Origin of the sequence: Cellulomonas sp. JZ18 (genome assembly GCF_009720485.1) — a bacterium.
In the GTDB taxonomy this organism is placed as follows: domain Bacteria; phylum Actinomycetota; class Actinomycetes; order Actinomycetales; family Cellulomonadaceae; genus Cellulomonas.
Genome location: NZ_CP045245.1, coordinates 2,687,501 through 2,707,953 on the forward strand (window position 1 = coordinate 2,687,501; position 20,453 = coordinate 2,707,953).

Genomic DNA, 20,453 nt, shown 5'->3' on the forward strand with positions numbered 1-20,453 from the left:
GGCGCGGGTCAGCGCGGCGGCCGCCGCCCGTCGAGCACGGCGTGCAGCGCCCCGGTCGCCGCGACCGCCGCGACCGGCAGCCACTCGGACGCCTGCGGGAACGCGAGCATGGTGCCGAGCGCCGCCAGGTACAGGTTCGTCAGCCCCGACGTCGTGCGCAGGCCGCGCAGCGCGCCGTCGAGGAGCCGCGCGACGCGTCCCCCGCGCCGGCCGGGGCCCTCCGCGGCGTCCGGGTCGAGCGTGGCCGCGTGCCCCAGCAGCGTGAACCCGAGCACGGCGACCACCGTGACGAGCGCCGCCGCCCGCCACGCGTCGCCGTCGACGGCGGTCAGCGCCGCCGGCACGGCGAGCACGACGCCGATGGTCATCGCGACGAGGTCGGCGGTCGGGGCGCGCGTCAGGTCGAACGGGCGGCGCGCTGCCGACGCGACGGCCGACCGGTTCGCCGTGCCCCACAGCACCGCGGGGAACAGCACCACCCACAGCAGCGCGAGCTCGCGGACCGTGGCCGCCAGGCACGCGCCGACCACGAGACCGAGGGCCAGCCCGCCGACGTGCACGAGGGCCCGCGGGAGCAGGCCACGGCGGGCGCGTGCGGGCGCGGGAGGGTCGGGGGTCGTCACGGTGGGCACGCGCCCGACCGTAGCCGGACCGCCGGGTGGGCCGGCGCACCGGACGGCACCGCCCGGCGGCGCGTCACCGCTCGACGAGGGCCGGGTGCCGCGGGTCGTCGGTGCGCACGACCACGTCCGCCACGTCCTGCGGCGCGACCTCGTCCTCGTACCGGGCGAACGCGGGCAGCTGCCACGCCCGCTCGGGGCCCAGCCGGCGCGCGAGGGTCGCGGGCCGCACGGTCAGGTGCACGGTCAGCTCGGCGTCGAACCAGCGCCCGAGCAGCAGCTCGCCGTCGAGCACGAGGACCGCGCGCTCGGGCACGGTCGCGTACGCGGCGCGGGTCGCGCGGTCCCGGGCCGCGTCCCACAGCGTCGGCAGGTACCGGCCCTCGGCGGCGAACGGGTCGAGCACCTCCCGCGCGAGGGCGCCCGCGTCGAGCCGGTCCTCCAGGTACGCGTCGGGGTCCTGCCGGCCGTGCTCCCACCGCAGCGACGCGGGCCGCAGGAAGTCGTCCGCGTGCACCCGCGCCACGGCGTGCCCGGCCGCGCGCAGCGGCTCGACGAGCGCGTCGGCGAGGTCGCCCGGACGCAGCGGCGCCGCCCCGTCGACGAGGACGCGCCGCCGCCCGTCCCCGCCGAGCACGAGGCCGACGACGTGGTCGACGAGCGCGGCGGGGCTGACGGGACGGACGGGCACGTGCACCACCCCACCACGGCACGTCCCGCGGCGTCGTGCCGGCCGTGGCGGGACGGGTCGGACGGGCAGGTCGGACGGACGGGTCGGACGGACGGGTCAGACGGGCGGCGCGGGGAACCGCACGCCGGTCCCCCAGCCGACCTCCCACCCCTGCGACTCGTCGAACCAGTCGGCGAAGGAGATCGGCAGCCGCCGCTCGCGCTCGACGAGCGCGAGCAGCTCGGCGTACCAGCCGGCGTAGGTCCAGTCCCGCCAGGGGCGCCCGAACGCGGGCAGGGCCGCGACGAGGGCGTCGGCGACCGCGTCGGGGGTCGTGGAGGCGGTGACGTCGAGGCCGACGACGTCCGTGCCGTTCCCCGTCGACCAGGACAGCTCGCGCCGGCCCGCGTCCTCGCCGACCGACCCCGGGGCGACCGACAGCGTCAGGTGCCAGTACATGCCCGACGCCGACATGCCCGGCGACACCCGCACGTGCTGGTGCCCGCGCCGGTGCAGCACGGCGACGGCCTGCAGCACGCGCACCGCGACGACGTTCGCCGCGTCGAGCAGCCGCGGCGCCCAGAACGGCTGCTCGGTGTAGAGGAAGAAGCCGTCGAGCGGTGCCACGTCGTCGCCCACGGCCACGCGGCACATGCGCCCCGTGCGGCTGGGCACCACCCACAGGGTCGTGCGGTGGTCCATCCGGCCGAGGAAGGCCTGCACCCCCGCGCGGGTGGTGTCGCCGGCGAGGACGCACTCCACCCCACCGAGCAGGGCCGTCACGTACGCGGGGTGCGCCGAGGCGCCGTCGGACACGGTGGCCTCGGACGTCTCGGCCACCCACCGCTGCAGCAGCCGGACGAGGTCGCTGAGGTCGGTGCAGCGCTGTCCGGGCGGGATGAAGGCCATGCGGGCTCCTCGGTACGGGTGCGTCGGCCGCACGGTACCGGTCCGGCCGGACGCGCCGACGGGCCGCCGCACCGGGTCGGTGCGACGGCCCGCCGTCGTGGTCAGGCGACGGGTGCGTCCGCGCGGCTGCCGGCACCGGTCGGCACGACCGGGTGCTCGCGCTCGAGCCGCGCGCCCTCGACGTCGACGTCCGGCAGGAGCCGGTCCAGCCAGCGCGGCAGCCACCACGCCTTCTCCCCCACCAGGTGCAGGAACGCCGGCACCAGCGTCATGCGCACGACGAACGCGTCGACCAGCACGCCGAACGCGAGCGCGAAGCCCATGGGCCGGATGACGGCGATGTGCGAGAACACGAAGCCCGCGAAGACGGACACCATGATGATCGCGGCGGCCGTGACGACGGCCCGGCCGGCCCGCACGCCCTCCGCGACCGCCTGCCGCGCCGTCGCCCCGTGCGCGTACGCCTCACGCACGCCGGAGGTGAGGAACAGCTGGTAGTCCATCGCGAGGCCGAACAGGATCCCGATGACGATCGTCGGCAGGAAGCTCAGCACGGGGCCCGGGTCGTGCACGCCGAACAGCTCGCCCAGCCACCCCCACTGGTAGACGGCCGTGACGGCGCCGAACGTCGCCAGCAGCGACAGCACGAACCCGAGCGTCGCGACGAGGGGCACGAGGACCGAGCGGAACACCATGACGAGGATCAGCAGCGACAGCCCGACGACGAGCGCGAGGTAGCCGGGCAGCGCGTCGCTCAGCTTCTCGGAGATGTCGATGTTGGCGCTGGCGACGCCCGCGACCGAGAACGTCGCCGCCGGGTCGTCGACCGTGAGGTCGCGCAGCGTGTGCACGAGCTCCTCGGTGGCGACGTCGTTCGGGCCGCTGCCCGGCAGCACCTGGAACGCGAGGACCGTGCGGTCCTCGTTCGTGCCGATGGGCGCGACCGCGCGCACGTCGTCCTGCTCCATGAGCACGGCACCCAGGTCGGCCTGCAGGCCCGTGAGCTCGTCCTGCGCGACGCCGTCCGGCACGTCCGCGACGACCAGGAGCGTGCCGTTCGCGCCCTCGCCGAACTCCTCGGCGGTGGTCGTGTAGGCGGCGTACTGCGTGGTGTCGGTGGCCTCCTGCGACCCGTCGGGCAGGCCGAGACGCATGGAGGCGGCCGGCAGCGCCGCCACGAGCAGCACCGCGACGCCGAGCACGAGCGAGAGCACCGCGCGCGGCGTGGACATGACGCGGGCGGGCGCGTGGTGCTCCTCGCCCGCAGCCTCCCGGGCCCTGCGCGGCAGGACGCGCGTGCCGGCGAGGCTGAGCAGCGCCGGCGTGAGCGTCACGGCCAGCAGCACCGCGACCGCCACGCTCGCCGCGGCCGCCGTGCCCATGAGCCCGAGGAACGGGATGCCCGTGACGTTCAGCGCGAGCAGCGCGATGAGCACGGTGCTGCCCGCGAACACGACCGCGTTGCCGGACGTGCCGGTCGCCAGGCCGATGGACTCGGGCACCGACATGCCCCGGCGCAGCTGCTGGCGGTGCCGGTTGAGGATGAACAGCGAGTAGTCGATGCCGACCGCGAGGCCGAGCATGAGGCCCAGCACCGGGGTCACCGACGACATCTCGACGACCGACGAGAACGCGAGCGTGCCGAGCGCGGCGACGCCGACCCCGAGCAGCGCGTTGAGCAGGGGCAGCCCGGCGGCGACGAGCGTGCCGAGCATGACGAGCAGGACCACGACGGCCACCGCCACGCCGATCGCCTCCGCGGCGCCGCCGAGCTGCGGCACGCCCGAGGCGAGCTCGTTGGAGAACGCGACCTCGACGCCGTCGGGCGTCGCGCCCTCGACCGCCGCGATCACCGCGTCCTTGGTCTCGGGCGTCACGTCGAACTGCGGGTCCTCGAAGACGACGGTCGCCAGCGCGGCCGAGCCGTCCTCGGAGACCTGCCGGATCTCCGCGGCCATGTCGAGCAGCGCACGGCCCTGCTCGAGCTGCGGCTCCTGCGCCTCCAGCTGCGCACGCCCGGCCTCGAGCTCGGCCGCACCGGCCTCGAGCTCCGCGCGCCCGGCGTCGAGCTGCGCCTGCTGGGCGTCCAGCTGCGCCTGCGCGGCGGCCAGCTGCGCCTGCCCGGCCGCGAGCTGGGCGGGCGACGCCCCCGCGGCAGCGCCGGCCGCCGCCCCGGCCTCGAGCTGCGCGCGGGCGGCGTCGAGCTGCGCCTGGCCCGCGTCGAGCTGCGCGCGCGACGCGGCGAGCTGCGCCTCCCCGGCCTCGAGCTGTGCGCGCCCCTGCGCGAGCTGCGCGGCCCCGTCCTCGAGCTGCTGCGCCTGCTGCGCGCGCTGCGCCTCGGTGGCGAACGGGTCGACGGCGGTCTCGACGCCGTCGACCTCGGCCGCCGCGGCGACGGCCGCGGCGACGCCCGTCCGCTGGTCGTCGTCGAACGCCTCGCCGTCCGCGGTCGAGAAGACGACCGTGCCCGTGCCGCCGCTCGTGCCGGGCAGCTCGTCCTGCAGGCGCTGCGTGAGCCGGTCGGTCGCCGTGCCGGGGATGCTGACGGTCGAGACGAGCGTGCCGCCGAACCCGAGGTACGCGGCGCCCGCGACGAGGAGCGCGACGAGCCACGCGGCGACGACGCGCCACGGGTGCCGGGCCGACGAGCGGCCGAGCCGGTAGAGCAGTCCTGCCATGGAGGTCTCTCCTGCGAGGTCGTGGGGAGGCACCGCGACGCTGCGGAGGCCGAGGGGGAGCACCCGGATCGTAGGCGACGAACTTGATGCCGGTCATCCGCTTCCAACGCACGAGGGCCGGAAGTTGATCCCCCGCATCAGCGGTAGCCTGCCGCGCATGACGGTCGAGGGCGCGACGGGGACGGGCCGCAGCCTGCGCCGCGACGCCCAGCGCAACCGCGAGCGGATCGTCGAGGCGGCGCGCGCGCTGTTCGCCGAGCGCGGCCTCGCGGTCGGCTTCAACGAGATCGCGCACCGCGCGGGCGTCGGCGTCGGGACCGTCTACAACCGGTTCGCGGACAAGGACGAGCTCGTGAGCGCGGCCCTGCAGGAGCCCGCGCGCGACCTGCTGCGCGTCGCGGAGCAGGCGCGCGGCGCCGAGCGGGCCCGTGACGGCCTCGTGCTCGTCCTCGACGGCATCGCCGCGCTGCTCGCCGCCAACCTCGGGCTGCGCGACATCGCGCTCACCTTCGACGAGCAGACGGTCCCCGACCCCGGACCGGCGATCGCCGACGCCATCGACGACCTCCTCGCACGGGCGACCGCCGAGGGCGACCTGCGCGCCGGCGTCACGGTGCACGACCTCGTCGTGGTGCTGTGGATGGTCACCGAGGTCGCCCGGCACTCCCCCGAGCACCCCGAGCTCTACCGGCGCTACCTGCAGGTGCTCGTCGACGGGCTCACCGCGGGCACCGCCCCGCTGGAGGTCGCGGGGGCGCCCGAGGCGACGTCGGCCCTGTCCCGGCGGTGGGCGGGCGGCTCGCGCCGCTGACCCGGCGCCGTCGGCTACCCCGTTCGGGCCGCCTGTCCCCCGCGCGAGGGACCTGCGCTGTCCGCGTGACGGGGACCCGGCGCACGGCACGCGCTCCGTAGCGTCCGGGACGGGCCGCGGCGACCGACCGCGGCACGAACGGGAGGACCGGTCATGCGCCTGCTCGCACAGCTCGGAGCCGTGGGGCTCGCCACCGCGGTCGGCAGCGCCGCCGTGACGGCGGTCGACGGGAGGTGGCTGCCCACCCTCGTCCTGGGGGTCGCCGCGGCCGCGCTCGCCCTCGTCGTCTACCGATGGGTCGTCGCACGGACGGAGCGCCGGGTGGTCGTCGAGGTCGCGCGCGCCGGCGCCGCCGGGGCGACCGCGCGCGGCGTGGCCCTCGGGGCGCTGGTCTTCACGGCCGTCATCGCGACGGTCGCGGCGCTCGGTGGGTACCGCGTCGAGGGACCGGGGTCGGCGACGACCGCGCTCGGGCTCGTCGGCTTCATGACCGCCGCGGCCGTGACCGAGGAGCTGCTGTTCCGCGGCGTGCTGTTCCGGGTGGTCGAGGAGCGCGCCGGCACGTGGGGTGCGCTGGTCCTGACGGCGGTCCTGTTCGGCGCCGTGCACCTCACGAACCCCGGCGCGAGCCTCTGGGGCGGCACCGCCGTGGCGATCGAGGCGGGGGCGATGCTGGCGGCCGCCTACGCCGCGACCCGCACCCTGTGGCTGCCGATCGGCATCCACCTGGGCTGGAACCTCGTCGCGTCGGGCGTGTTCGGCACGGAGGTGTCCGGCAACGGCACGCCGCAGGGCCTGCTCGACGGCGCGACGTCCGGGCCGGTGCTGCTGTCCGGGGGCGCCTTCGGCCCCGAGGCGAGCCTGCCCGCCGTGCTCGCGGGCGTCGCCCTCACCGTCGCGTTCCTACGGCTCGCGCACCGCCGCGGGCGCCTGCTGCCCCGCCGCGGCCGCCGGTCGACGGCCGTAGGCACCGGCGGGGCGACGGGCAGGGCGACGGGCAGGGCGACGGGCAGGGCGACGGGCAGGGCGACGGACGGGGCGACGCCCGCGCAGGCTCCGCCCGCTACCGTCGGGGCGTGAGCGACCCGCGACGCCTCGCCGAGGTCTGGCGCGGCCTGCCCCTCGTCGTGCGCGACCTGCCCCTCGCCGCCGCGCTCGCGCTCAGCCCGCTGGTCCCCGCGCTCCGGGGCCAGGGCACGCAGCTCGGCGAGGTGCCGCAGCGGCCCGGGGACGCGCTGGCCGTCGCGGTGGTCGCCCTGCAGGCGGCGCCGCTGGCCGTGCGCCGGCGGCTGCCGCTCGTGTGCCTCGCACTGGTGGTGACGGGCTTCGCCGTCGACCAGCTGCGCGGCTACCACACGACGGCGAGCGTCGCCCTGCCGATCGCGCTGCTGAGCACCGGCCTGCACCTGGACCGGTTCCGCCGCACCACCGCCGCCGTCGCGACCGCGGCCTACGTCGCGCTCGCCGTCGGCGTCGCCCGGCAGGGCGGCGGGGAGGACGTCGGCGGGTACGTGGCCTTCCTCCTCGCCCTGGCGGTCGCGTGGGGCGCCGGCGCGTGGCTGCGCGGGGCGCGGGCGGCCGAGGCGGCGCAGCGCCGGCGCGTGGCCGAGGCGTCCCGCGGCGCGGAGCGGGCGCGCATCGCCCGGGAGCTGCACGACGTCGTGACCCACCACGTCACGGCGATGGTCGTGCAGACCGAGGCCGCGCGGTACCTCACCACCGACCCCGCACGGCTCGACGCGACCCTCGCGGAGGTGGGCGCCACGGGACGACGCGCGATCGGCGACCTGCGGCACCTGCTCGACGTCCTGGACCCGGACGCGACCACCGCCGGTCGGCGCCCCGCCGCGGGCGACGTGCGCGAGCTCGTCGCGCAGGCGCGGCGGGCGGGGCAGCCGGTCGAGCACGTCGAGGAGGGCGCGGCGGCGCTCACCACCGGCAGCACGGCGGTGGCCGTGCACCGCGTCGTCCAGGAGGCGCTGACGAACGCGCTCAAGCACGCGCACGGCAGCCCGACGACCGTCCATGTGCAGCACGGCGAGGAGGAGGTCACGGTGGAGGTGGCGACGCAGGCAGCCGTGCCGGGGGTGCACCCGCGCGACGCCGTCGTGCCGGCCGGCGGCGGCCGCGGGCTCACGGGCCTGCGCGCCCGTGTCGCCCTGCTCGGCGGTGACCTCGAGGCGGGGGCGCGCCCCGGCGGACCGTGGGTCGTGCGCGCCCGCGTGCCGCAGGGGGACGCGACGTGACCGACCCGCTGCGCGTGCTGGTGTGCGACGACCAGCCCCTCATCCGCACCGGCTTCACGACGATCGTCGACGCCCAGCCCGACATGACCGTGGTGGCGACCGCCGAGGACGGACGCTCCGCGGTGGCGCTCGCGCGGCGGCTGCGTCCCGACGTCGTCGTCATGGACGTGCGGATGCCGGTCCTCGACGGCATCGCGGCGACCCGCCGGCTCGCGGGCGAGGGCGTCACCGATCCCGTGAAGGTGCTCGTCGTGACGACGTTCGACCTCGACGAGTACGTGTACGAGGCGCTGCGGGCGGGCGCGAGCGGGTTCCTGCTGAAGGACGCGCCACCGGCGCGGCTGCTGGACGGCATCCGCGTCGTCGCGGCCGGGGACGCGCTGCTCGCACCGGAGGTGACGCGCCGCCTCGTCGGCCGCTACGCCAGCCGGGTCAGCCCGCCGCCCGGGGCGGACGAGGAGCGGCTGACGCCGCGCGAGCTCGAGGTGCTGCGGCTGGTCGCGCAGGGCATGTCCAACGCGGAGATCGCGGCGGAGCTCGTCCTCAGCCACGAGACCGTCAAGACGTACGTCTCCCGCATCCTCGCCAAGCTCGACCTGCGGGACCGCGTGCAGGCCGTGGTCCACGCGTACCGGCGCGGCATCGTCACCTGAGCGGTCAGCGCCGCCCGAGCCGCTCCAGGCCGTCCAGCAGCAGGTCGAGGCCGAACTCGAACTCGCTCTGGTCGTCGCACCAGCCGAGGGTGCTCCCGGGGTCGTCGTGCACGACCTCGGCGAGCATGCCCGCGAGGTTCGGCACCATCGCCAGCAGCGCCGGGTCGATCTCGGTGGCACCGCCGTCCGGGTCGTCCAGCCGCAGCTCCTGGGTGAACCCGTACATGCGGCTGCCGAGCGCGTGCAGCGCGTGGTGCACGAGGTCGTAGGAGAGGCCCCCGTCGCGCATGAGCCCCACCACGCCGTCGACGTAGCGCGCCATCGTCGGCGCGAGCACGGCGCGCGCCTCCAGCAGCCCCGGGAGCCACGGGTGCCGCAGCAGGACGCGGCGCGCCCCGAGGACGCGGGCACGCAGGTCTCCTCGCCACGTGCCGGGCGTGGACGTGGAGCCGAAGCCCCCCACCTCCGCCTCGATCTCGGTGAACACGAGCTCGACGAGGCCGTCGAGGATCGCGTCCTTGTTCGGCACGTGGTGGTACAGCGACATCGCCTCGACCCCGAGGGCCTCCGCGAGGCGGCGCATCGTCAGGGCGTCCAGGCCCTCGCGGTCGGCGAGGTCGCGAGCAGTCTCGAGCACGCGCTCGCGGGTCAGGCGCGCGCGGGCAGCCGTGCTGCGCGTGGGCATCCCACCTCCTCGCGATCGGCCCTCACTGTACGACGGGGCCGCGGCCGGCCTCTGGACGCGGCGGTGCGGACGGTCTACCTTACGACGTAAGACTTACGACGTAAGGGAGACGGCCATGAGCGAGACCAGCACCGCGCCCACGTCCACCACGACCCGCGCGGCGGTCGCCGACCGCTTCGGCGGACCGGAGGTCGTGCGGCTCGCCGACGTCCCCCGTCCGCGGCCCGCCCCGGGCGAGGTGCTCGTCCGGATGCGCGCGGCGTCCGTCACGGTCGCCGACCACCGCATCCGCGCCCGGGACGTCCCCCGCGGGATGCGCCTGGCGACGATCCCGTTCCTCGGCTGGCGCCGTCCGCGCCACCCCGTCCTCGGGGTCGACGGCGCGGGCGTGGTGGAGGCGCTCGGGGACGGGGTCACGGACCTCGGCGTCGGCGACGAGGTGCTCGTCGTGCGCGACCTCGCGATGGGCTGCCACGCCGAGCTCGTCACCGTGCGTGCCAACCACGCGGTCCGCAAGCCGGCGGCGCTGTCCTTCGTCGAGGGCGCCGCGCTGCTGTTCGGCGGCATGACGGCCCTGTCGTTCCTCGCGCACGTGGACCTGCGGGAGGGCACGCGCGTCCTGGTCAACGGCGCGTCGGGGGCGGTCGGGACGGCCGTCGTCCAGCTGGCCGCCGCCGCGGGGGCGCACGTGACGGGGGTGTGCAGCGGCGCCAACGCGGACCTGGTGCGCGGCCTGGGGGCCGCCCGCGTCGTCGACTACGGGACGACCGACTTCGCGCGCGAGGACGAGCGCTACGACGTCGTCGTCGAGTGCGTCGGCAACGCGCCGTACGCCCGGGTGGCCCCCGTGCTCCGGCGTGGCGGGACCCTGCTGATGGTCGTCGGCGACCTGGCGGGGATGGCGACGGCGGCGTGGCACAGCCGCCGGCTGGGCGGGCTCGTCACGTTCCGCGGCGCCGGCCCCGGTGTCCCCGAGCGGCTGCGCCGCCTCGTCGCGCTCGCCGAGCAGGGCGTGCTGCGGCCCGTGGTGGACCGCACGTTCGCGTTCGACGACGTCGTCGCGGCGCACCGGTACGTCGACACCGGACGCAAGCGCGGGAACGTCCTGCTCGTCCTGCCGTGAGCCCGGCAGGGGCCGGCGCACGGCGAGGTCAGGCTCACGCGCGCCGGGCGCGGACCTCCTTCTGCGCGCGCCGGAACGTGCGCGGGTAGGCGGGGCAGTCCCGGTCGCCGACGAACGGGGTGGTCGTCGGCTCCCGCAGGAGCACGCCGCCCGCGCGCCACGCCTGCACGAGGGCGCCGGCGGCCGCGTCGACCCACGGCTTCGCGGTCGTGCCGCCGGTGTCCGCCTGTCCCCAGCGCCCGGCGAGCGGCGCGAGCACGACGTCCGTGCCGTCGGCCGTGGGGCGTGCCGTGACGACCACCCAGGTCTTCTCGACCTTCCGCGGCACGAAGCGGCCCGCGAGGCCGAGCGTCACCACGTCGACCACGTCCGAGACCAGCCCGCGGCGCCAGGTGGCCGCGTCGTCGCCGATCTCGACGACCCGCGTCGTCCACGTCGGCGCGAGCCGCGCGAGCTCCGCCTCGAGCGCAGGCGCCCCCGGCACGAACCCCTGCGCGAGGAGGGAGTCGACCGCCCGCGCGACGGCGTGCTCGGGCGCCTCACGCACCAGTGCACGGTGCGCCCGCGGCAGCAGGCCCGTGCCGACGAGGCGTACGCCGCCGGCGTCCGCGCCGCGTCCCCTCACAGCGACCAGGCCCGCGCGACCGCCTCGTCCGCGCGCCGGTACGCCGCCGACGAGGTCCGCACGGCGTCCGCCGCGGCGGCGAGCACCTGCTCGAGGTGCGCCATCTCGCCGTCCCACGCGCCGTGCGCGCCGCCGAACGCCCGCTGGGCCGCACCCGTCCAGCGGCCGCCGAGGTCGCGAGCCGCAGCGAGGAGCCGGGCGCGCTCGTCGCCGATCCCGGCGCTCCCCGCCTCGACGGTCCCCGCCACCCGCAGCAGCTCCTCGTACTCCGCCGTCACGTCAGCCACGGCGCACCTCCCGCCTCGTCGTCCCCGTCACCGCCGCAGCTCCCGCGCGATCCGCTGCGCCAGCTCGTCGTGGTGCCGCCGCGACTGCTCCGCCGCGCCGGTCACCACGCGCGCCGGGCTGGGCTCCGGCTCGGTCTCGTCCTCGTCCTGCGCGCGCCACTGGTCGTGCACCTCGGCCAGGCGCTGTGCGGACAGCTCGCGCAGCGCACGCGCCTGCGGCGAGGTGTCCACGCCCGAGAAGACGTCCGCGAGGGTCGTGCGGCCCAGGTCGACGCGCTGCTGCACCACCTGCCACTCCCGCCCGAGGGCGCCGCTGCGAGCGGCCTGCGCGCGCTCCTCGTCGGCGCGGGCGTCCTCCTCCGCCTCGCGGGCCAGCCGGGCGTCGAGCGCGGCGCCCCCCTCGCGCAGCGCCCGCAGGACGCGGTCGAACAGCTCGGGCAGGTCGGGCGTGCCCCCGTCCGCGGCTCCGGTCGCCATCAGACCCTCGCCGCCGCGGCGCGGGCGAAGCCCTCGGCCAGGTCGACCATGCGCATCGTCGCGTCCACCACCGCCGTCTGGCCCTGCACCATGCCGGAGACCAGGTCGTAGGCGATGTTGACCCACTTGTACGCCCACAGGACGTCGTCGACGATCTCCTGCACCATGACGGCCGCCTCGATGCCGGCGACGATCCAGCCCGCGACGGGCACGGCCGCCTCGACCGCCATCCGCATGAGCTTCTCGCTGACGCGGCGCAGCACCTTCATGATCTGCGAGGCGATCTCCTTGCACACGACCACGAGCCCCGTGAGCATCGTCGCGACCGTGCCCGGTACGCCGGCGACGGCCTCGTGCGCGCGCCCGACCGCCGCAGCGGCCAGCAGGAACGCCTCGGACCCGGCACCCGTCCAGCTCGCCATCGGCGGCACGAGCCCGGTCGTGTTCGACGCGATGCCGCCGAGCGCGTCGCCGGTGTGCCGCCACGCCATCGACGCCTCGCGGACGCGGACCCAGTTGCCCGCGAACGGCTTGGTGATCTCCTCGAGCAGCGAGTAGCCGAACAGCTTCTCGAACACCCAGTCGACGCTGCCCAGCAGCAGCCCCGCCTTCCAGCGGATCGACTCGATCTCCGGGTCGTCCGCCTGCGGGGCCACGAGGAACTCCCGCACGGCGACGGCCTCCGTCACCGAGCGCTGGGACGCCAGGCCGTCGCGCAGCCGCTGCCCGACGTCCCCGCCGGTGCGGTGCGCCCACGCGGCGGCGTTGTACCCGTCCCAGAACGCCTGGTGGAACAGGTTCCCGTCCGGCTCGCCGTACCGCTCCGGCGCACCCTGCTGCGCCGCGCCCAGCCGGGGGGTCTCGGGCTCCCGGTACGGCGCGGTGTGCGTGCCCAGGAGACCGGCGACCTCCGCGACGGCGGCCGCGGCGGTGCGCTCGGCCTCCACGTACGCCTCGCGCGTCTGCCCCATCCGCTCGGCGGCGGTCCCGTAGACCTGCGCCGACAGGTCGAGCACCTGGCACGCGCCGTCCACCAGGGCCTCGTTGACCGGCAGCAGCAGCTGCAGGATCAGCCCGAGGTCGCCGTCCAGGCGGGCGTACTGCTCGAGGTGGTCCCGGGTCGCCCGGGCGTGCCCCTCCTGGCGGTCCAGCACCTGCTGGGCGAGGCCCAGGTTCGCGAAGTCGACGTCCACACACCCTCCCGGAGAAGCCGAAGCGGGACTCTACCGGCGGACCGGACGCCCCGGACGGCGCGTCACCTGGTCGGACGGCTCTCGCACGGGCCGGGCGCTCCCGGGCCCGGGCACGACGAAGGCCGCCGCCCCGCGCGGGGACGACGGCCTTCGGTCCGCGCCGACGTGCGGCGGGGGCTGGGAGTGGAGGTGGCGGGAATCGAACCCGCGTCCGATGACGTGGAACCAGGGATTCTCCGGGTGCAGTCCGCTAGCGAGTTTCTCGGCCCCCACGTTCACACGGACAAGACGTGGACAGGCCCAGTCGGCTAGGAGTCCCGCCCGCCCCACCGACGAGGACGGACAGCAGTGGCTCTCTAGATGACGCCAGTGACTAAGCCGAGAGCATGCTTAGGCTGACGGACTTCGAGGCTCGCTCAGGCGGCGAGGGCGAAGTCGGTGCGCTTGTTATCGGCACCTATGAGTCGCACGGAGCGTTTACGAGATAACCGTGCGTCCTCGACCCGCTTCTCCTGGATCGACGACCACCGTCGAAACCGATCACCCCCAGGGGTGTGTTCACTTGTCAAGCACCGTGCCGCACCCCTCGCGGGGGGACGGTCGGTGAGGTCCAGCGTACGGCACAACGTGCCCCGCGTCCCCGGCATTCCCGCCGGCGGGGCCACGTCCGCCGCCCGGTGCACGGCGGTGCACGGCCGTCACAGGTCCGGTGCGCACACCCCGCGCCCCAGCGCCGCCAGCCCCGCGCGGTCGCCAGCCTGGAACGTCGTCACGGCGTGGGACCGGCGCGGGTGCATGAGCTGTGTCGCGTCGTCCACGTGGTCGAGCCCCAGGACGTGCGCGACCTCGTGGCGCAGCGTCGGCAACCACGACGGGGTGCCGTCCGGCAGGGGCGGGTCGGCGAGCGTCGCGGCGTCGAGCACGACCGCGCCGCTCACGTGCACGCGCACGCCGTCGGGCCGCTCGGCCGTCGCCGGACCGCCGAGGCCCGCGACGTCGCCGGCGAGCAGCGGCTCCGTCGACTCGTCGGCGAACCCGAGCAGCACGGGCGCCCACCGCTCCCCGTACCGGTCCGGCTGGTAGGCCGGACGGTCCGTCGTCACGGGCTCGTCGGTGCTGCCGACGTCGAGGACCTGCAGGCCCGTCGCCGCCGTCACCTCGGCCATGACCGCCCCGACCGTGGCCGCGAAGCCGTCCGGCGCACCCGCGGGGTTCACCACGTAGCGGATGGGGCGGCACGGCGACCACGCCACGGGGACCTCCACGCCGTCGACGACCTGCGTCGCGCTGAACGCGTACGCGCCGCCCGCGGGGTCGACCGACGGCGGCGTACCGATCGGGACCGGCGCCTCGCCCTGCCCCGGCGGCGGTCCACCGAGGGCCCGCAGCTCGCCGGGCGACGCGGTCAGGGACTCCCACACCGACCCGAGGTCGGGGTGCGCCTCGACCCAGCGCACCAGCTGGACCGCGAGGGGCGAGGCCAGGAGCAGGGCGACGAGCAGCGGCACCAGGCGTCGTCCGCGGGCCCGCCGGGCGTCCTGCACGCCCCACGACGTCGGTGGCGACGCCGGCGCGCCCGGACCGCGCCGCGCGTCGTCAGCGCGTCGCGCGTCGTCCACGACCCACTGCGGGATGCGCCCCGACGGCGCGCGGGGCAGGTCGTCCGGCGTGCTCATCCCGGCATCATCGACCGGCACGCACCGGACCGTGAGCGCGGCGCACCGGCGGGTGCCGCCCGCGTCCGCGACGTCACCCGAGCGGCCCCTGCGCGACCGGGACCACCGCACGGCCGGGGCCGTCCGTGCGGCGGGGCGCCCGTCCGGACGTGCGCGTCGACCTCGACGTCCACCGGGTGCTCCAGCAACGTCAGGCCGCCCGTCACCGCCTCGACGTCCGCTCCCGCGTCCAGCAGGTCCCGCAGGCGCGGCAGGTCCTCCGCCGGACGCCGGGTGCGGCGCGGCCGCTCACAGCCCGGCCCCGACCGTGCGCAGCACGTCGAGCACCTCGAGCGGACGCGCGTCCATGGCGGCCGCCTCCAGGTGCAGGAGCACCGTCAGGCCGTCGAGGTCCCCGCACGCGTCCTCCAGCGCCGCTAGCGCGGACGTGATCGCCCACGTGACGTGCTCCCGGTGCGTGCGTCCGTGCGTCACCGGCCGGAGGTCGGCGTCGAGCGCGAGGGTGGGCAGCGCGACGACGACCGGCGTGCCACCGTCACCGCGGTCGTTGACGAGCACCTGCGCCGCGCGGCTGCGGGGGTCGGCCCCCGCGTACCGCTCGGCCGCGAGGGGGAACATCATCAGCTGCGCGTCGCAGCCGGCCCCCACGGCGGCGACGCCACCCTGCCGCACCTCGTACGGGTAGTCCGGGTCGAGCCCGGCGACGACCTGGCGGTAGCGCTCGGCGTTGCCGACCCCGACGACGAAACGCACGGGCGGACGCCGCGTCGCGGCGGACCGTGCCACGCCGTCCGCCCGCAGCCCGTCCGCCGCGCCAGCGACCCGACCGCGCTCCCCCGGTGGACCTGCCGGCTCAGTCACCGACGATCCAGAAGTACCCACCGCTCCTCGCCATCAGCAGCGCCACCTCCCGGAGCTTGTTCGCGTCGTCGCGAAGATCGGGCCGGTCCCGCGCCAGCACGTCGAGCTCGTCGATGACGCGCTGAAGCTGGAAGGAGTTGAACATCGTGTCGCTGTGAAGGTTCATGTCACCCAGGAGGCCGCCACCGCCGGCGGTGGCGTCGGCCACCCTGTCGAGCTCGCCGTCGAGAGCCACGTCCGCGTGCACACGGGCGTGGACCATGTTGTGCAGGTGCAGGTTCCGACCCACCGCAGACCTCCAGAGCCACCGGACCCCCTCACATGCCGAGGCCGACCACCACGACGCCACCGGACCGGGACGCGCGGTGCACGGTCCGACGGCGCCGCGCACCCACAGGCGCAGGGGAAGCCCCACGACGTCCCCCGGACAGCTCGGTGCGCGCCGACGCAGCACCGCTCGGCCGGGGGTCACCAGCCGGCGCGACGCTGCCCGTACGAGGCAGTACTTCTCGCGCGTCGACGGTAGCGGCTCTCCGCCCACGAGGGGCGTCCTCCCCTCGAACGGCCATGACCGTGCCGTGCAACGCCCGGCCGCGCGGTCGCCCGTCCAGCCCGCGTGCGGGTCCACCGGGGGCCGACGACGTCACCGCCGCGGCTCGGGGCGCGGGCGGGGCCGGCCGTGCTTGCGCGGGACCCACCCGTCCCCTGCGGTGACCATGCCGACGATCCTGCCCGACGACCGCCCTCGCGGGGCCGCAGTTCCCACGCGGGCGCTCCCGCGGGCGCAGGGGCCCCGGCCGGGGCTCAGGGCAGGACCGCGTGGACCGCGCGCCAGTCGTCCAGCCGCGGGTCCCCGGCGCGCTCGCTCACGACGAGGGCGGGCGCCAGGAGGTTCTTCACCTGCCGCAGGCGGTGCATCCGGTCTCGCGGCAGGTCCCGCCAGCGCGCGGCGTCGGCCGCGAGCTGCGCCGGGTCGGAGGGCAGCGCCGCCAGCACGAGGTCGACCGCGGCCCGTGCGTCGAGCAGCGCCACCCCGGGCCTGGGCCCTCCGGCGCACGCCAGCGCGAACGCCGTGAGGTGCAGGCGCCGCACGAGCGCGTCGTCGGACCCGAGCGCCCCCGCCTCGACCGCACGCGCCAGCACGTCGACGACCACCGGGCTGCACACGACCCAGGCCTGCTCGTCCAGGGTCGGGCCGTCCGTCTGGACGGCGTGCGTCAGCAGCCAGACGAGGGCCCGCCACCGTCCCGCGCCGAGGTCCGCCGGCGCGGGCGGCTCCGCCAGCGCCCGCACCAGATCGTGCAGGTCGCGTCCCGCGAGCCGCTCGACGTCCATCACGCGCCCTTCGGTGCCTCGGCCGGCCGGGCCGAGCCCGGCGCACCGGCACGACCGCCGGCCGCGAGGTGGGACTCGATCAGCGCGACCGCGAGCCAGTGCCCGCCCAGGCGCGCCGCCTGGAGCGCCGACCCGGCGCCGTGCGCACCCCGCGCAAGGGGGTCCGCGCCGCGCGCGAGCAGGTACGCCGTCGTGTCCACGTGCAGCGGCGCGCCCCGTTGGACGTGCGCGTCGATCTCGACGTCCACCGCGTGCTGCAGCAGCGTCAGGCCGCCCGCCACCTCCTCGACGTCGGTCCCCGCGTCGAGCAGGTCCCGCAGGCGCGGCAGGTCCTCGTGCTCGACCGCGGCGTGCGCCGGCGACGCCTCCGCTCCCCTCACGCACCCGCTGCCGGCGCTCGGGACGGGGGCGGGCTCCGTCGTCACGGCCCCCTCCCACTCCAGGGTCACGCCGGCTCCTGCCAGCGCGCGGTGAGGTCGGCCGCCGTCACCCGGATGCGTCCGTCGGTCAGGGCGATCTCGTGGCTGCACCCGTCCGCGTGCGGGACGACCTCGTCGAGCTGCACGCTGCCGAGCCGGGTGTCGGCCCAGCCGCCGTCGAGCGCGCCGCGGTCGCCCGGCTCCACGACCAGCCCGGTCACGTCGCGGTAGGTGATGACCAGGCCGGCGTCGTGCTTGAAGCGGTGGGGACCCAGCTGCAGCTCCACCGCGAGCCGGTCCCGGGAGTCCCGCACGACGAGGGCGGACAGGCGCAGGTCCTTGACGCAGCGGACCGAGCCGAAGTCGTAGTGGTCGGGGTCCAGGGCGAACGCGGCAGCCCCGGGCGGCAGTCGCTCCGCGAGCACCGGCAGCCGCTCGAGGTAGGGGCGCGGGTCGAGCGAGAACCCGTCGCGCACGCTCTCGACCAGGACGTGCTCCATCATCGTTCCTCCGTCGTGCTCGGCAACGTCCCGGCGTCGTCCGTGCGTCGGGACTCGCGGTGGTGCCGGGCGGCGCCCGCTCGCGCAGGACCTGCAGGGCGTTCGCGGGTCCTGTCCATGGGCGCTCCTTCCAGGTGGACGAGCACCGTGGGGTCCACCATCAGCCGATGATCCGGTCGGGATCGACGCCGTAGGCGGTGAGATCCCGCGAGACGCTGGAGATGAAGTCACGAGCACATGCCTCGATGACGTCGTCCGACACCGGTCCGCTCCGCACGTGAGAGGACTGTTCGGAGAAGACGACCCACCCGTTGCCTTCTCGCGCGATGGTGACCAGCCCGATGAGGGAGGACGACAGGGAGTCGAGCCGAAAGTCCTGGCGTTCGACGGCGCGCAGCCACCGGGTCAGACTCCACGCCAGCTCCGCGACCGGGAAGCACGGCTCGTCGTAGATGACCACGTCTCGATCGACGATGGTGAGATCTGCCTGGACGGACACCAGGTAGTCCGTGACGAGATCGCCCCCCAGCTCCGAGAAGTCGATGCCCTCGTGGTGGAACTGCATCGACTCGTGCCGATCCTCTCCGAGTGAGCCGTGATCACGCGCGCGTCGAGCGCAACCACGACCCGCGCGCCTGTCTCGTTTCGCCTGCCGGCAACCGTAGAGGCCATGCCCACCATGACTCTCGCGAATATCTCCTGTCGGGGACGCGGAGAGAACGTGCGATCTCCGTCCGCCCTGGGGACGCACCACCTGTGCGGCTGTCGGTGGTCTGGCCCACGATGGCCCCATGGACCTGCCCGTGATGCCGCCCGTCGCGCCGATGCTCGCGAAGTCGGTGAAGGAGATCCCCGACGTGGGGCACGTGGAGCCGAAGTGGGACGGGTTCCGCACGATCGTCTTCCGCGACGGCGACGACGTGGAGCTGGGCAGCCGCAACGAGAAGCCGATGACGCGCTACTTCCCCGAGCTCGTCGCGGCGCTCAAGGAGAACCTGCCGGAGCGCTGCGTGGTCGACGGGGAGATCGTCGTCGTCACCGGCGACCGGCTCGACTTCGATGCCCTCCAGCAGCGGATCCACCCCGCGGCCTCGCGCGTCAAGCTGCTCGCCGGGCAGACGCCCGCGTCGTTCGTCGCGTTCGACCTGCTGGCGCTGGGCGACGAGGACCTCATGCGCACGCCCTTCCGCGAGCGCCGCGCGCGGCTGGTCGAGGCGCTGGCCGACGCGCAGGCGCCGGTGCACGTCACGCCCGCGACCGGCGACATGGACGAGGCGCAGCGGTGGTTCACGCAGTTCGAGGGCGCCGGCCTCGACGGGGTCGTCGCCAAGCCGCTCGACGGCACCTACCAGCCCGACAAGCGGACGATGTTCAAGGTCAAGCACGAGCGCACGGCCGACTGCGTGGTCGCGGGCTTCCGGTGGCACAAGACGGGCGACGTGGTCGGTTCGCTGCTGCTGGGGCTGTGGTCCGACGACGGGCACCTGCAGCACGTCGGCGTGAGCGCGTCGTTCCCGATGGCACGCCGCAAGAGCCTGCTCGACGACCTCGCGCCCTACCGCGACGTCGACCTGGCCGAGCACCCGTGGGGCTCGTGGGCGGACCAGTCGGCCCACGCCGACCGCCGCATGCCCGGTGCCGTCAGCCGCTGGAACGCGCAGAAGGACCTGTCGTTCGTCCCGCTGCGCCCCGAGCTCGTCGTCGAGGTCGCGTACGACCACATGGAGGGCGACCGGTTCCGGCACACCGCGCAGTTCCGCCGCTGGCGCACCGACCGCGACCCGCGCTCGTGCACCTACGCCCAGCTCGACGAGCCGGTGCGGTTCGAACTCGCGCAGATCCTCGGCGGCTGAGCGCCCGTCGGACGAGCCGGTGCACCACCTCGACCGCCGGCGCACCCGGACCTCGACGGACGCCCGTCCCCGGCCTACCGTGCGGAAGGACGGCAGACCGCCGCCCCCCACGTCACCCGGAGGTCGCCATGCCCACCGCCACCCTGAACGGCACCGTCCTCGCCGAGGCCGCCGAGTCCGACGTGCTGCACATCGAGGGGAACGTCTACTTCCCGCCGGCCAGCGTCCGCACGGACCTGCTGGAGACGTCGCCCACGCCGTACGTCTGCCCCTGGAAGGGCGAGTGCCAGTACTGGTCCGTCCGCGACGGGGACGAGCTGCGCGCGGACCAGGCCTGGTCCTACCCGCACCCGTACCCCAGCGCCTTCGAGCGCGTCGGCGCGGACTTCAGCGGCTACGTCGCGTTCTCCCCGGACGTCGAGGTCCGCTGACCACGGCCCGCACCGCGAGCGCACCGGTCATCGGGTGAGCGCACCACTCGTCTCCGGTGCGCTCGTGCGACGCGTGGTGCGCTCGACACGTGGTCGCGCCTCGGTCAGTCGCCGATCCCGATCGCGTAGCCGACGAAGTACAGGCCGACCAGCACGACGACCACGCCGACGATCGCGTAGACGAGCCAGTTCGACCCGGTGGACCCGACCTTCGGCTGGTGCGCGGACAGCCCCGACGTGGTCGACGACTCCCCGGGCGGGGTGTCCCCCGGGTTCACGCCTCCGCCGGCCTCCAGGCCGGGCGTGTCGTCGGGCTGCGGGTCGGGGGTGCTCGCCCCGGGTGACTGGCTCATGCGTCCCCTTCTCTCCGGACTGCTCGCTCCACCGTCGCCCCCGGCCAC

Annotated in this window: 24 protein-coding genes and 1 other RNA gene; 7 read left to right on the forward strand and 18 right to left on the reverse strand. The window is 75.9% G+C overall.

The window, feature by feature from the left end:
- Positions 1 to 8 precede the first annotated feature (8 nt).
- The 4 genes from GC089_RS12205 to GC089_RS12220 all read right to left on the reverse strand — a co-directional run bounded on the left by GC089_RS12205 (position 9) and on the right by GC089_RS12220 (position 4,877).
- Complete coding sequence (locus GC089_RS12205) at positions 9 to 632, reverse strand: hypothetical protein (protein ID WP_155377892.1); 624 nt, start codon at positions 630 to 632, stop codon at positions 9 to 11.
- A 64-nt stretch (positions 633 to 696) separates the two neighbouring features.
- Positions 697 to 1,311 carry a uridine kinase gene (locus tag GC089_RS12210; protein WP_155377893.1) on the reverse strand — a complete coding sequence of 205 codons (615 nt, stop codon included), beginning with the start codon at positions 1,309 to 1,311 and terminating at the stop codon, positions 697 to 699.
- Positions 1,312 to 1,407: 96 nt separating this feature from the next.
- Positions 1,408 to 2,199, reverse strand: coding sequence for a hypothetical protein (locus GC089_RS12215; RefSeq protein ID WP_155377894.1), 792 nt, complete (start codon positions 2,197 to 2,199; stop codon positions 1,408 to 1,410).
- A 101-nt stretch (positions 2,200 to 2,300) separates the two neighbouring features.
- The gene (locus GC089_RS12220) at positions 2,301 to 4,877 is read right to left on the reverse strand and encodes an MMPL family transporter (protein WP_155377895.1); all 2,577 of its coding nucleotides are present in this window, start codon (positions 4,875 to 4,877) and stop codon (positions 2,301 to 2,303) included.
- A gap of 157 nt (positions 4,878 to 5,034) precedes the next feature.
- Between GC089_RS12220 and GC089_RS12225 the strand changes: the two genes are divergently transcribed.
- From GC089_RS12225 to GC089_RS12240, 4 genes are all read left to right on the forward strand, one after another.
- Positions 5,035 to 5,688, forward strand: a complete 654-nt coding sequence (locus GC089_RS12225; protein ID WP_196250695.1) for a TetR/AcrR family transcriptional regulator — start codon at positions 5,035 to 5,037, stop codon at positions 5,686 to 5,688.
- Between the two features lie 153 nt (positions 5,689 to 5,841).
- The gene (locus GC089_RS12230) at positions 5,842 to 6,768 is read left to right on the forward strand and encodes a CPBP family intramembrane glutamic endopeptidase (protein ID WP_155377897.1); all 927 of its coding nucleotides are present in this window, start codon (positions 5,842 to 5,844) and stop codon (positions 6,766 to 6,768) included.
- Positions 6,765 to 7,934: a sensor histidine kinase gene (locus tag GC089_RS12235; RefSeq protein ID WP_155377898.1), complete on the forward strand. Its 1,170-nt coding sequence runs from the start codon at positions 6,765 to 6,767 to the stop codon at positions 7,932 to 7,934. The genes GC089_RS12230 and GC089_RS12235 overlap by 4 nt, the downstream gene beginning before the upstream one ends.
- On the forward strand, positions 7,931 to 8,587 hold the full coding sequence (locus GC089_RS12240) for a response regulator transcription factor (protein ID WP_155377899.1): 657 nt from the start codon (positions 7,931 to 7,933) through the stop codon (positions 8,585 to 8,587). Before GC089_RS12235 ends, GC089_RS12240 begins: the two co-directional genes overlap by 4 nt.
- Before the next feature lie 4 nt (positions 8,588 to 8,591).
- Here the strand turns inward: GC089_RS12240 and GC089_RS12245 are convergent, their stop codons facing one another.
- Complete coding sequence (locus tag GC089_RS12245; RefSeq protein ID WP_155377900.1) at positions 8,592 to 9,272, reverse strand: TetR/AcrR family transcriptional regulator; 681 nt, start codon at positions 9,270 to 9,272, stop codon at positions 8,592 to 8,594.
- 115 nt (positions 9,273 to 9,387) lie between these two features.
- On the opposite strand from GC089_RS12245, the gene GC089_RS12250 reads away from it, so the two are divergent.
- On the forward strand, positions 9,388 to 10,395 hold the full coding sequence (locus tag GC089_RS12250) for an NAD(P)-dependent alcohol dehydrogenase (RefSeq protein ID WP_155377901.1): 1,008 nt from the start codon (positions 9,388 to 9,390) through the stop codon (positions 10,393 to 10,395).
- A gap of 34 nt (positions 10,396 to 10,429) precedes the next feature.
- Here GC089_RS12250 and GC089_RS12255 read toward each other — a convergent pair whose 3' ends face one another.
- The 12 genes from GC089_RS12255 to GC089_RS12310 form a co-directional block, all read right to left on the reverse strand.
- Positions 10,430 to 10,942 (reverse strand): hypothetical protein, encoded by a 513-nt coding sequence (locus GC089_RS12255; protein WP_155377902.1) that lies wholly within the window; start codon positions 10,940 to 10,942, stop codon positions 10,430 to 10,432.
- 74 nt (positions 10,943 to 11,016) lie between these two features.
- Positions 11,017 to 11,307, reverse strand: a complete 291-nt coding sequence (locus tag GC089_RS12260; RefSeq protein ID WP_155377903.1) for a WXG100 family type VII secretion target — start codon at positions 11,305 to 11,307, stop codon at positions 11,017 to 11,019.
- A 27-nt stretch (positions 11,308 to 11,334) separates the two neighbouring features.
- Positions 11,335 to 11,784 carry a hypothetical protein gene (locus GC089_RS12265; RefSeq protein WP_155377904.1) on the reverse strand — a complete coding sequence of 150 codons (450 nt, stop codon included), beginning with the start codon at positions 11,782 to 11,784 and terminating at the stop codon, positions 11,335 to 11,337.
- Positions 11,784 to 12,977: a hypothetical protein gene (locus GC089_RS12270; RefSeq protein ID WP_155377905.1), complete on the reverse strand. Its 1,194-nt coding sequence runs from the start codon at positions 12,975 to 12,977 to the stop codon at positions 11,784 to 11,786. The genes GC089_RS12265 and GC089_RS12270 overlap by 1 nt, the downstream gene beginning before the upstream one ends.
- A gap of 181 nt (positions 12,978 to 13,158) precedes the next feature.
- Positions 13,159 to 13,525, reverse strand: a transfer-messenger RNA (tmRNA) gene (gene ssrA, locus GC089_RS12275).
- A gap of 150 nt (positions 13,526 to 13,675) precedes the next feature.
- On the reverse strand, positions 13,676 to 14,653 hold the full coding sequence (locus GC089_RS12280) for a peptidase (RefSeq protein WP_155377906.1): 978 nt from the start codon (positions 14,651 to 14,653) through the stop codon (positions 13,676 to 13,678).
- Between the two features lie 288 nt (positions 14,654 to 14,941).
- A complete protein-coding gene (locus tag GC089_RS12285) occupies positions 14,942 to 15,406 on the reverse strand; it encodes a hypothetical protein (protein ID WP_155377907.1) in 465 nt (154 codons plus the stop codon).
- 100 nt (positions 15,407 to 15,506) lie between these two features.
- Complete coding sequence (locus tag GC089_RS12290) at positions 15,507 to 15,803, reverse strand: hypothetical protein (protein ID WP_155377908.1); 297 nt, start codon at positions 15,801 to 15,803, stop codon at positions 15,507 to 15,509.
- A 515-nt stretch (positions 15,804 to 16,318) separates the two neighbouring features.
- Positions 16,319 to 16,849: a hypothetical protein gene (locus GC089_RS12295; protein WP_155377909.1), complete on the reverse strand. Its 531-nt coding sequence runs from the start codon at positions 16,847 to 16,849 to the stop codon at positions 16,319 to 16,321.
- The gene (locus tag GC089_RS12300; protein WP_230684778.1) at positions 16,849 to 17,298 is read right to left on the reverse strand and encodes a hypothetical protein; all 450 of its coding nucleotides are present in this window, start codon (positions 17,296 to 17,298) and stop codon (positions 16,849 to 16,851) included. Before GC089_RS12300 ends, GC089_RS12295 begins: the two co-directional genes overlap by 1 nt.
- Positions 17,295 to 17,771, reverse strand: a complete 477-nt coding sequence (locus tag GC089_RS12305; protein ID WP_155377910.1) for a hypothetical protein — start codon at positions 17,769 to 17,771, stop codon at positions 17,295 to 17,297. The genes GC089_RS12300 and GC089_RS12305 overlap by 4 nt, the downstream gene beginning before the upstream one ends.
- Before the next feature lie 157 nt (positions 17,772 to 17,928).
- Entirely contained in the window at positions 17,929 to 18,333 is a 405-nt protein-coding gene (locus tag GC089_RS12310; RefSeq protein ID WP_155377911.1) for a hypothetical protein, read from the reverse strand.
- Positions 18,334 to 18,559: 226 nt separating this feature from the next.
- Here GC089_RS12310 and GC089_RS12315 point away from each other — a divergent pair, with 226 nt between their 5' ends.
- Both GC089_RS12315 and GC089_RS12320 read left to right on the forward strand, forming a co-directional pair.
- Positions 18,560 to 19,621, forward strand: coding sequence for an ATP-dependent DNA ligase (locus GC089_RS12315; protein ID WP_155377912.1), 1,062 nt, complete (start codon positions 18,560 to 18,562; stop codon positions 19,619 to 19,621).
- A 128-nt stretch (positions 19,622 to 19,749) separates the two neighbouring features.
- Positions 19,750 to 20,052 carry a DUF427 domain-containing protein gene (locus GC089_RS12320; protein ID WP_155377913.1) on the forward strand — a complete coding sequence of 101 codons (303 nt, stop codon included), beginning with the start codon at positions 19,750 to 19,752 and terminating at the stop codon, positions 20,050 to 20,052.
- Between the two features lie 104 nt (positions 20,053 to 20,156).
- Here GC089_RS12320 and GC089_RS12325 read toward each other — a convergent pair whose 3' ends face one another.
- The gene (locus GC089_RS12325; RefSeq protein WP_155377914.1) at positions 20,157 to 20,405 is read right to left on the reverse strand and encodes a DUF6480 family protein; all 249 of its coding nucleotides are present in this window, start codon (positions 20,403 to 20,405) and stop codon (positions 20,157 to 20,159) included.
- Positions 20,406 to 20,453 lie beyond the last annotated feature (48 nt).

Coding starts and splice junctions, on each gene's coding strand:
- GC089_RS12315 (WP_155377912.1), top strand. CDS start 18,560: ATGGACCTGCCCGTGATGCCGCCCGTCGCGCCGATGCTCGCGAAGTCG.
- GC089_RS12295 (WP_155377909.1), bottom strand. CDS start 16,849: ATGGACGTCGAGCGGCTCGCGGGACGCGACCTGCACGATCTGGTGCGG.
- GC089_RS12220 (WP_155377895.1), bottom strand. CDS start 4,877: ATGGCAGGACTGCTCTACCGGCTCGGCCGCTCGTCGGCCCGGCACCCG.
- GC089_RS12215 (WP_155377894.1), bottom strand. CDS start 2,199: ATGGCCTTCATCCCGCCCGGACAGCGCTGCACCGACCTCAGCGACCTC.
- GC089_RS12245 (WP_155377900.1), bottom strand. CDS start 9,272: ATGCCCACGCGCAGCACGGCTGCCCGCGCGCGCCTGACCCGCGAGCGC.
- GC089_RS12325 (WP_155377914.1), bottom strand. CDS start 20,405: ATGAGCCAGTCACCCGGGGCGAGCACCCCCGACCCGCAGCCCGACGAC.
- GC089_RS12320 (WP_155377913.1), top strand. CDS start 19,750: ATGCCCACCGCCACCCTGAACGGCACCGTCCTCGCCGAGGCCGCCGAG.
- GC089_RS12230 (WP_155377897.1), top strand. CDS start 5,842: ATGCGCCTGCTCGCACAGCTCGGAGCCGTGGGGCTCGCCACCGCGGTC.
- GC089_RS12305 (WP_155377910.1), bottom strand. CDS start 17,771: ATGATGGAGCACGTCCTGGTCGAGAGCGTGCGCGACGGGTTCTCGCTC.
- GC089_RS12310 (WP_155377911.1), bottom strand. CDS start 18,333: ATGCAGTTCCACCACGAGGGCATCGACTTCTCGGAGCTGGGGGGCGAT.
- GC089_RS12265 (WP_155377904.1), bottom strand. CDS start 11,784: ATGGCGACCGGAGCCGCGGACGGGGGCACGCCCGACCTGCCCGAGCTG.
- GC089_RS12250 (WP_155377901.1), top strand. CDS start 9,388: ATGAGCGAGACCAGCACCGCGCCCACGTCCACCACGACCCGCGCGGCG.
- GC089_RS12225 (WP_196250695.1), top strand. CDS start 5,035: ATGACGGTCGAGGGCGCGACGGGGACGGGCCGCAGCCTGCGCCGCGAC.
- GC089_RS12280 (WP_155377906.1), bottom strand. CDS start 14,653: ATGAGCACGCCGGACGACCTGCCCCGCGCGCCGTCGGGGCGCATCCCG.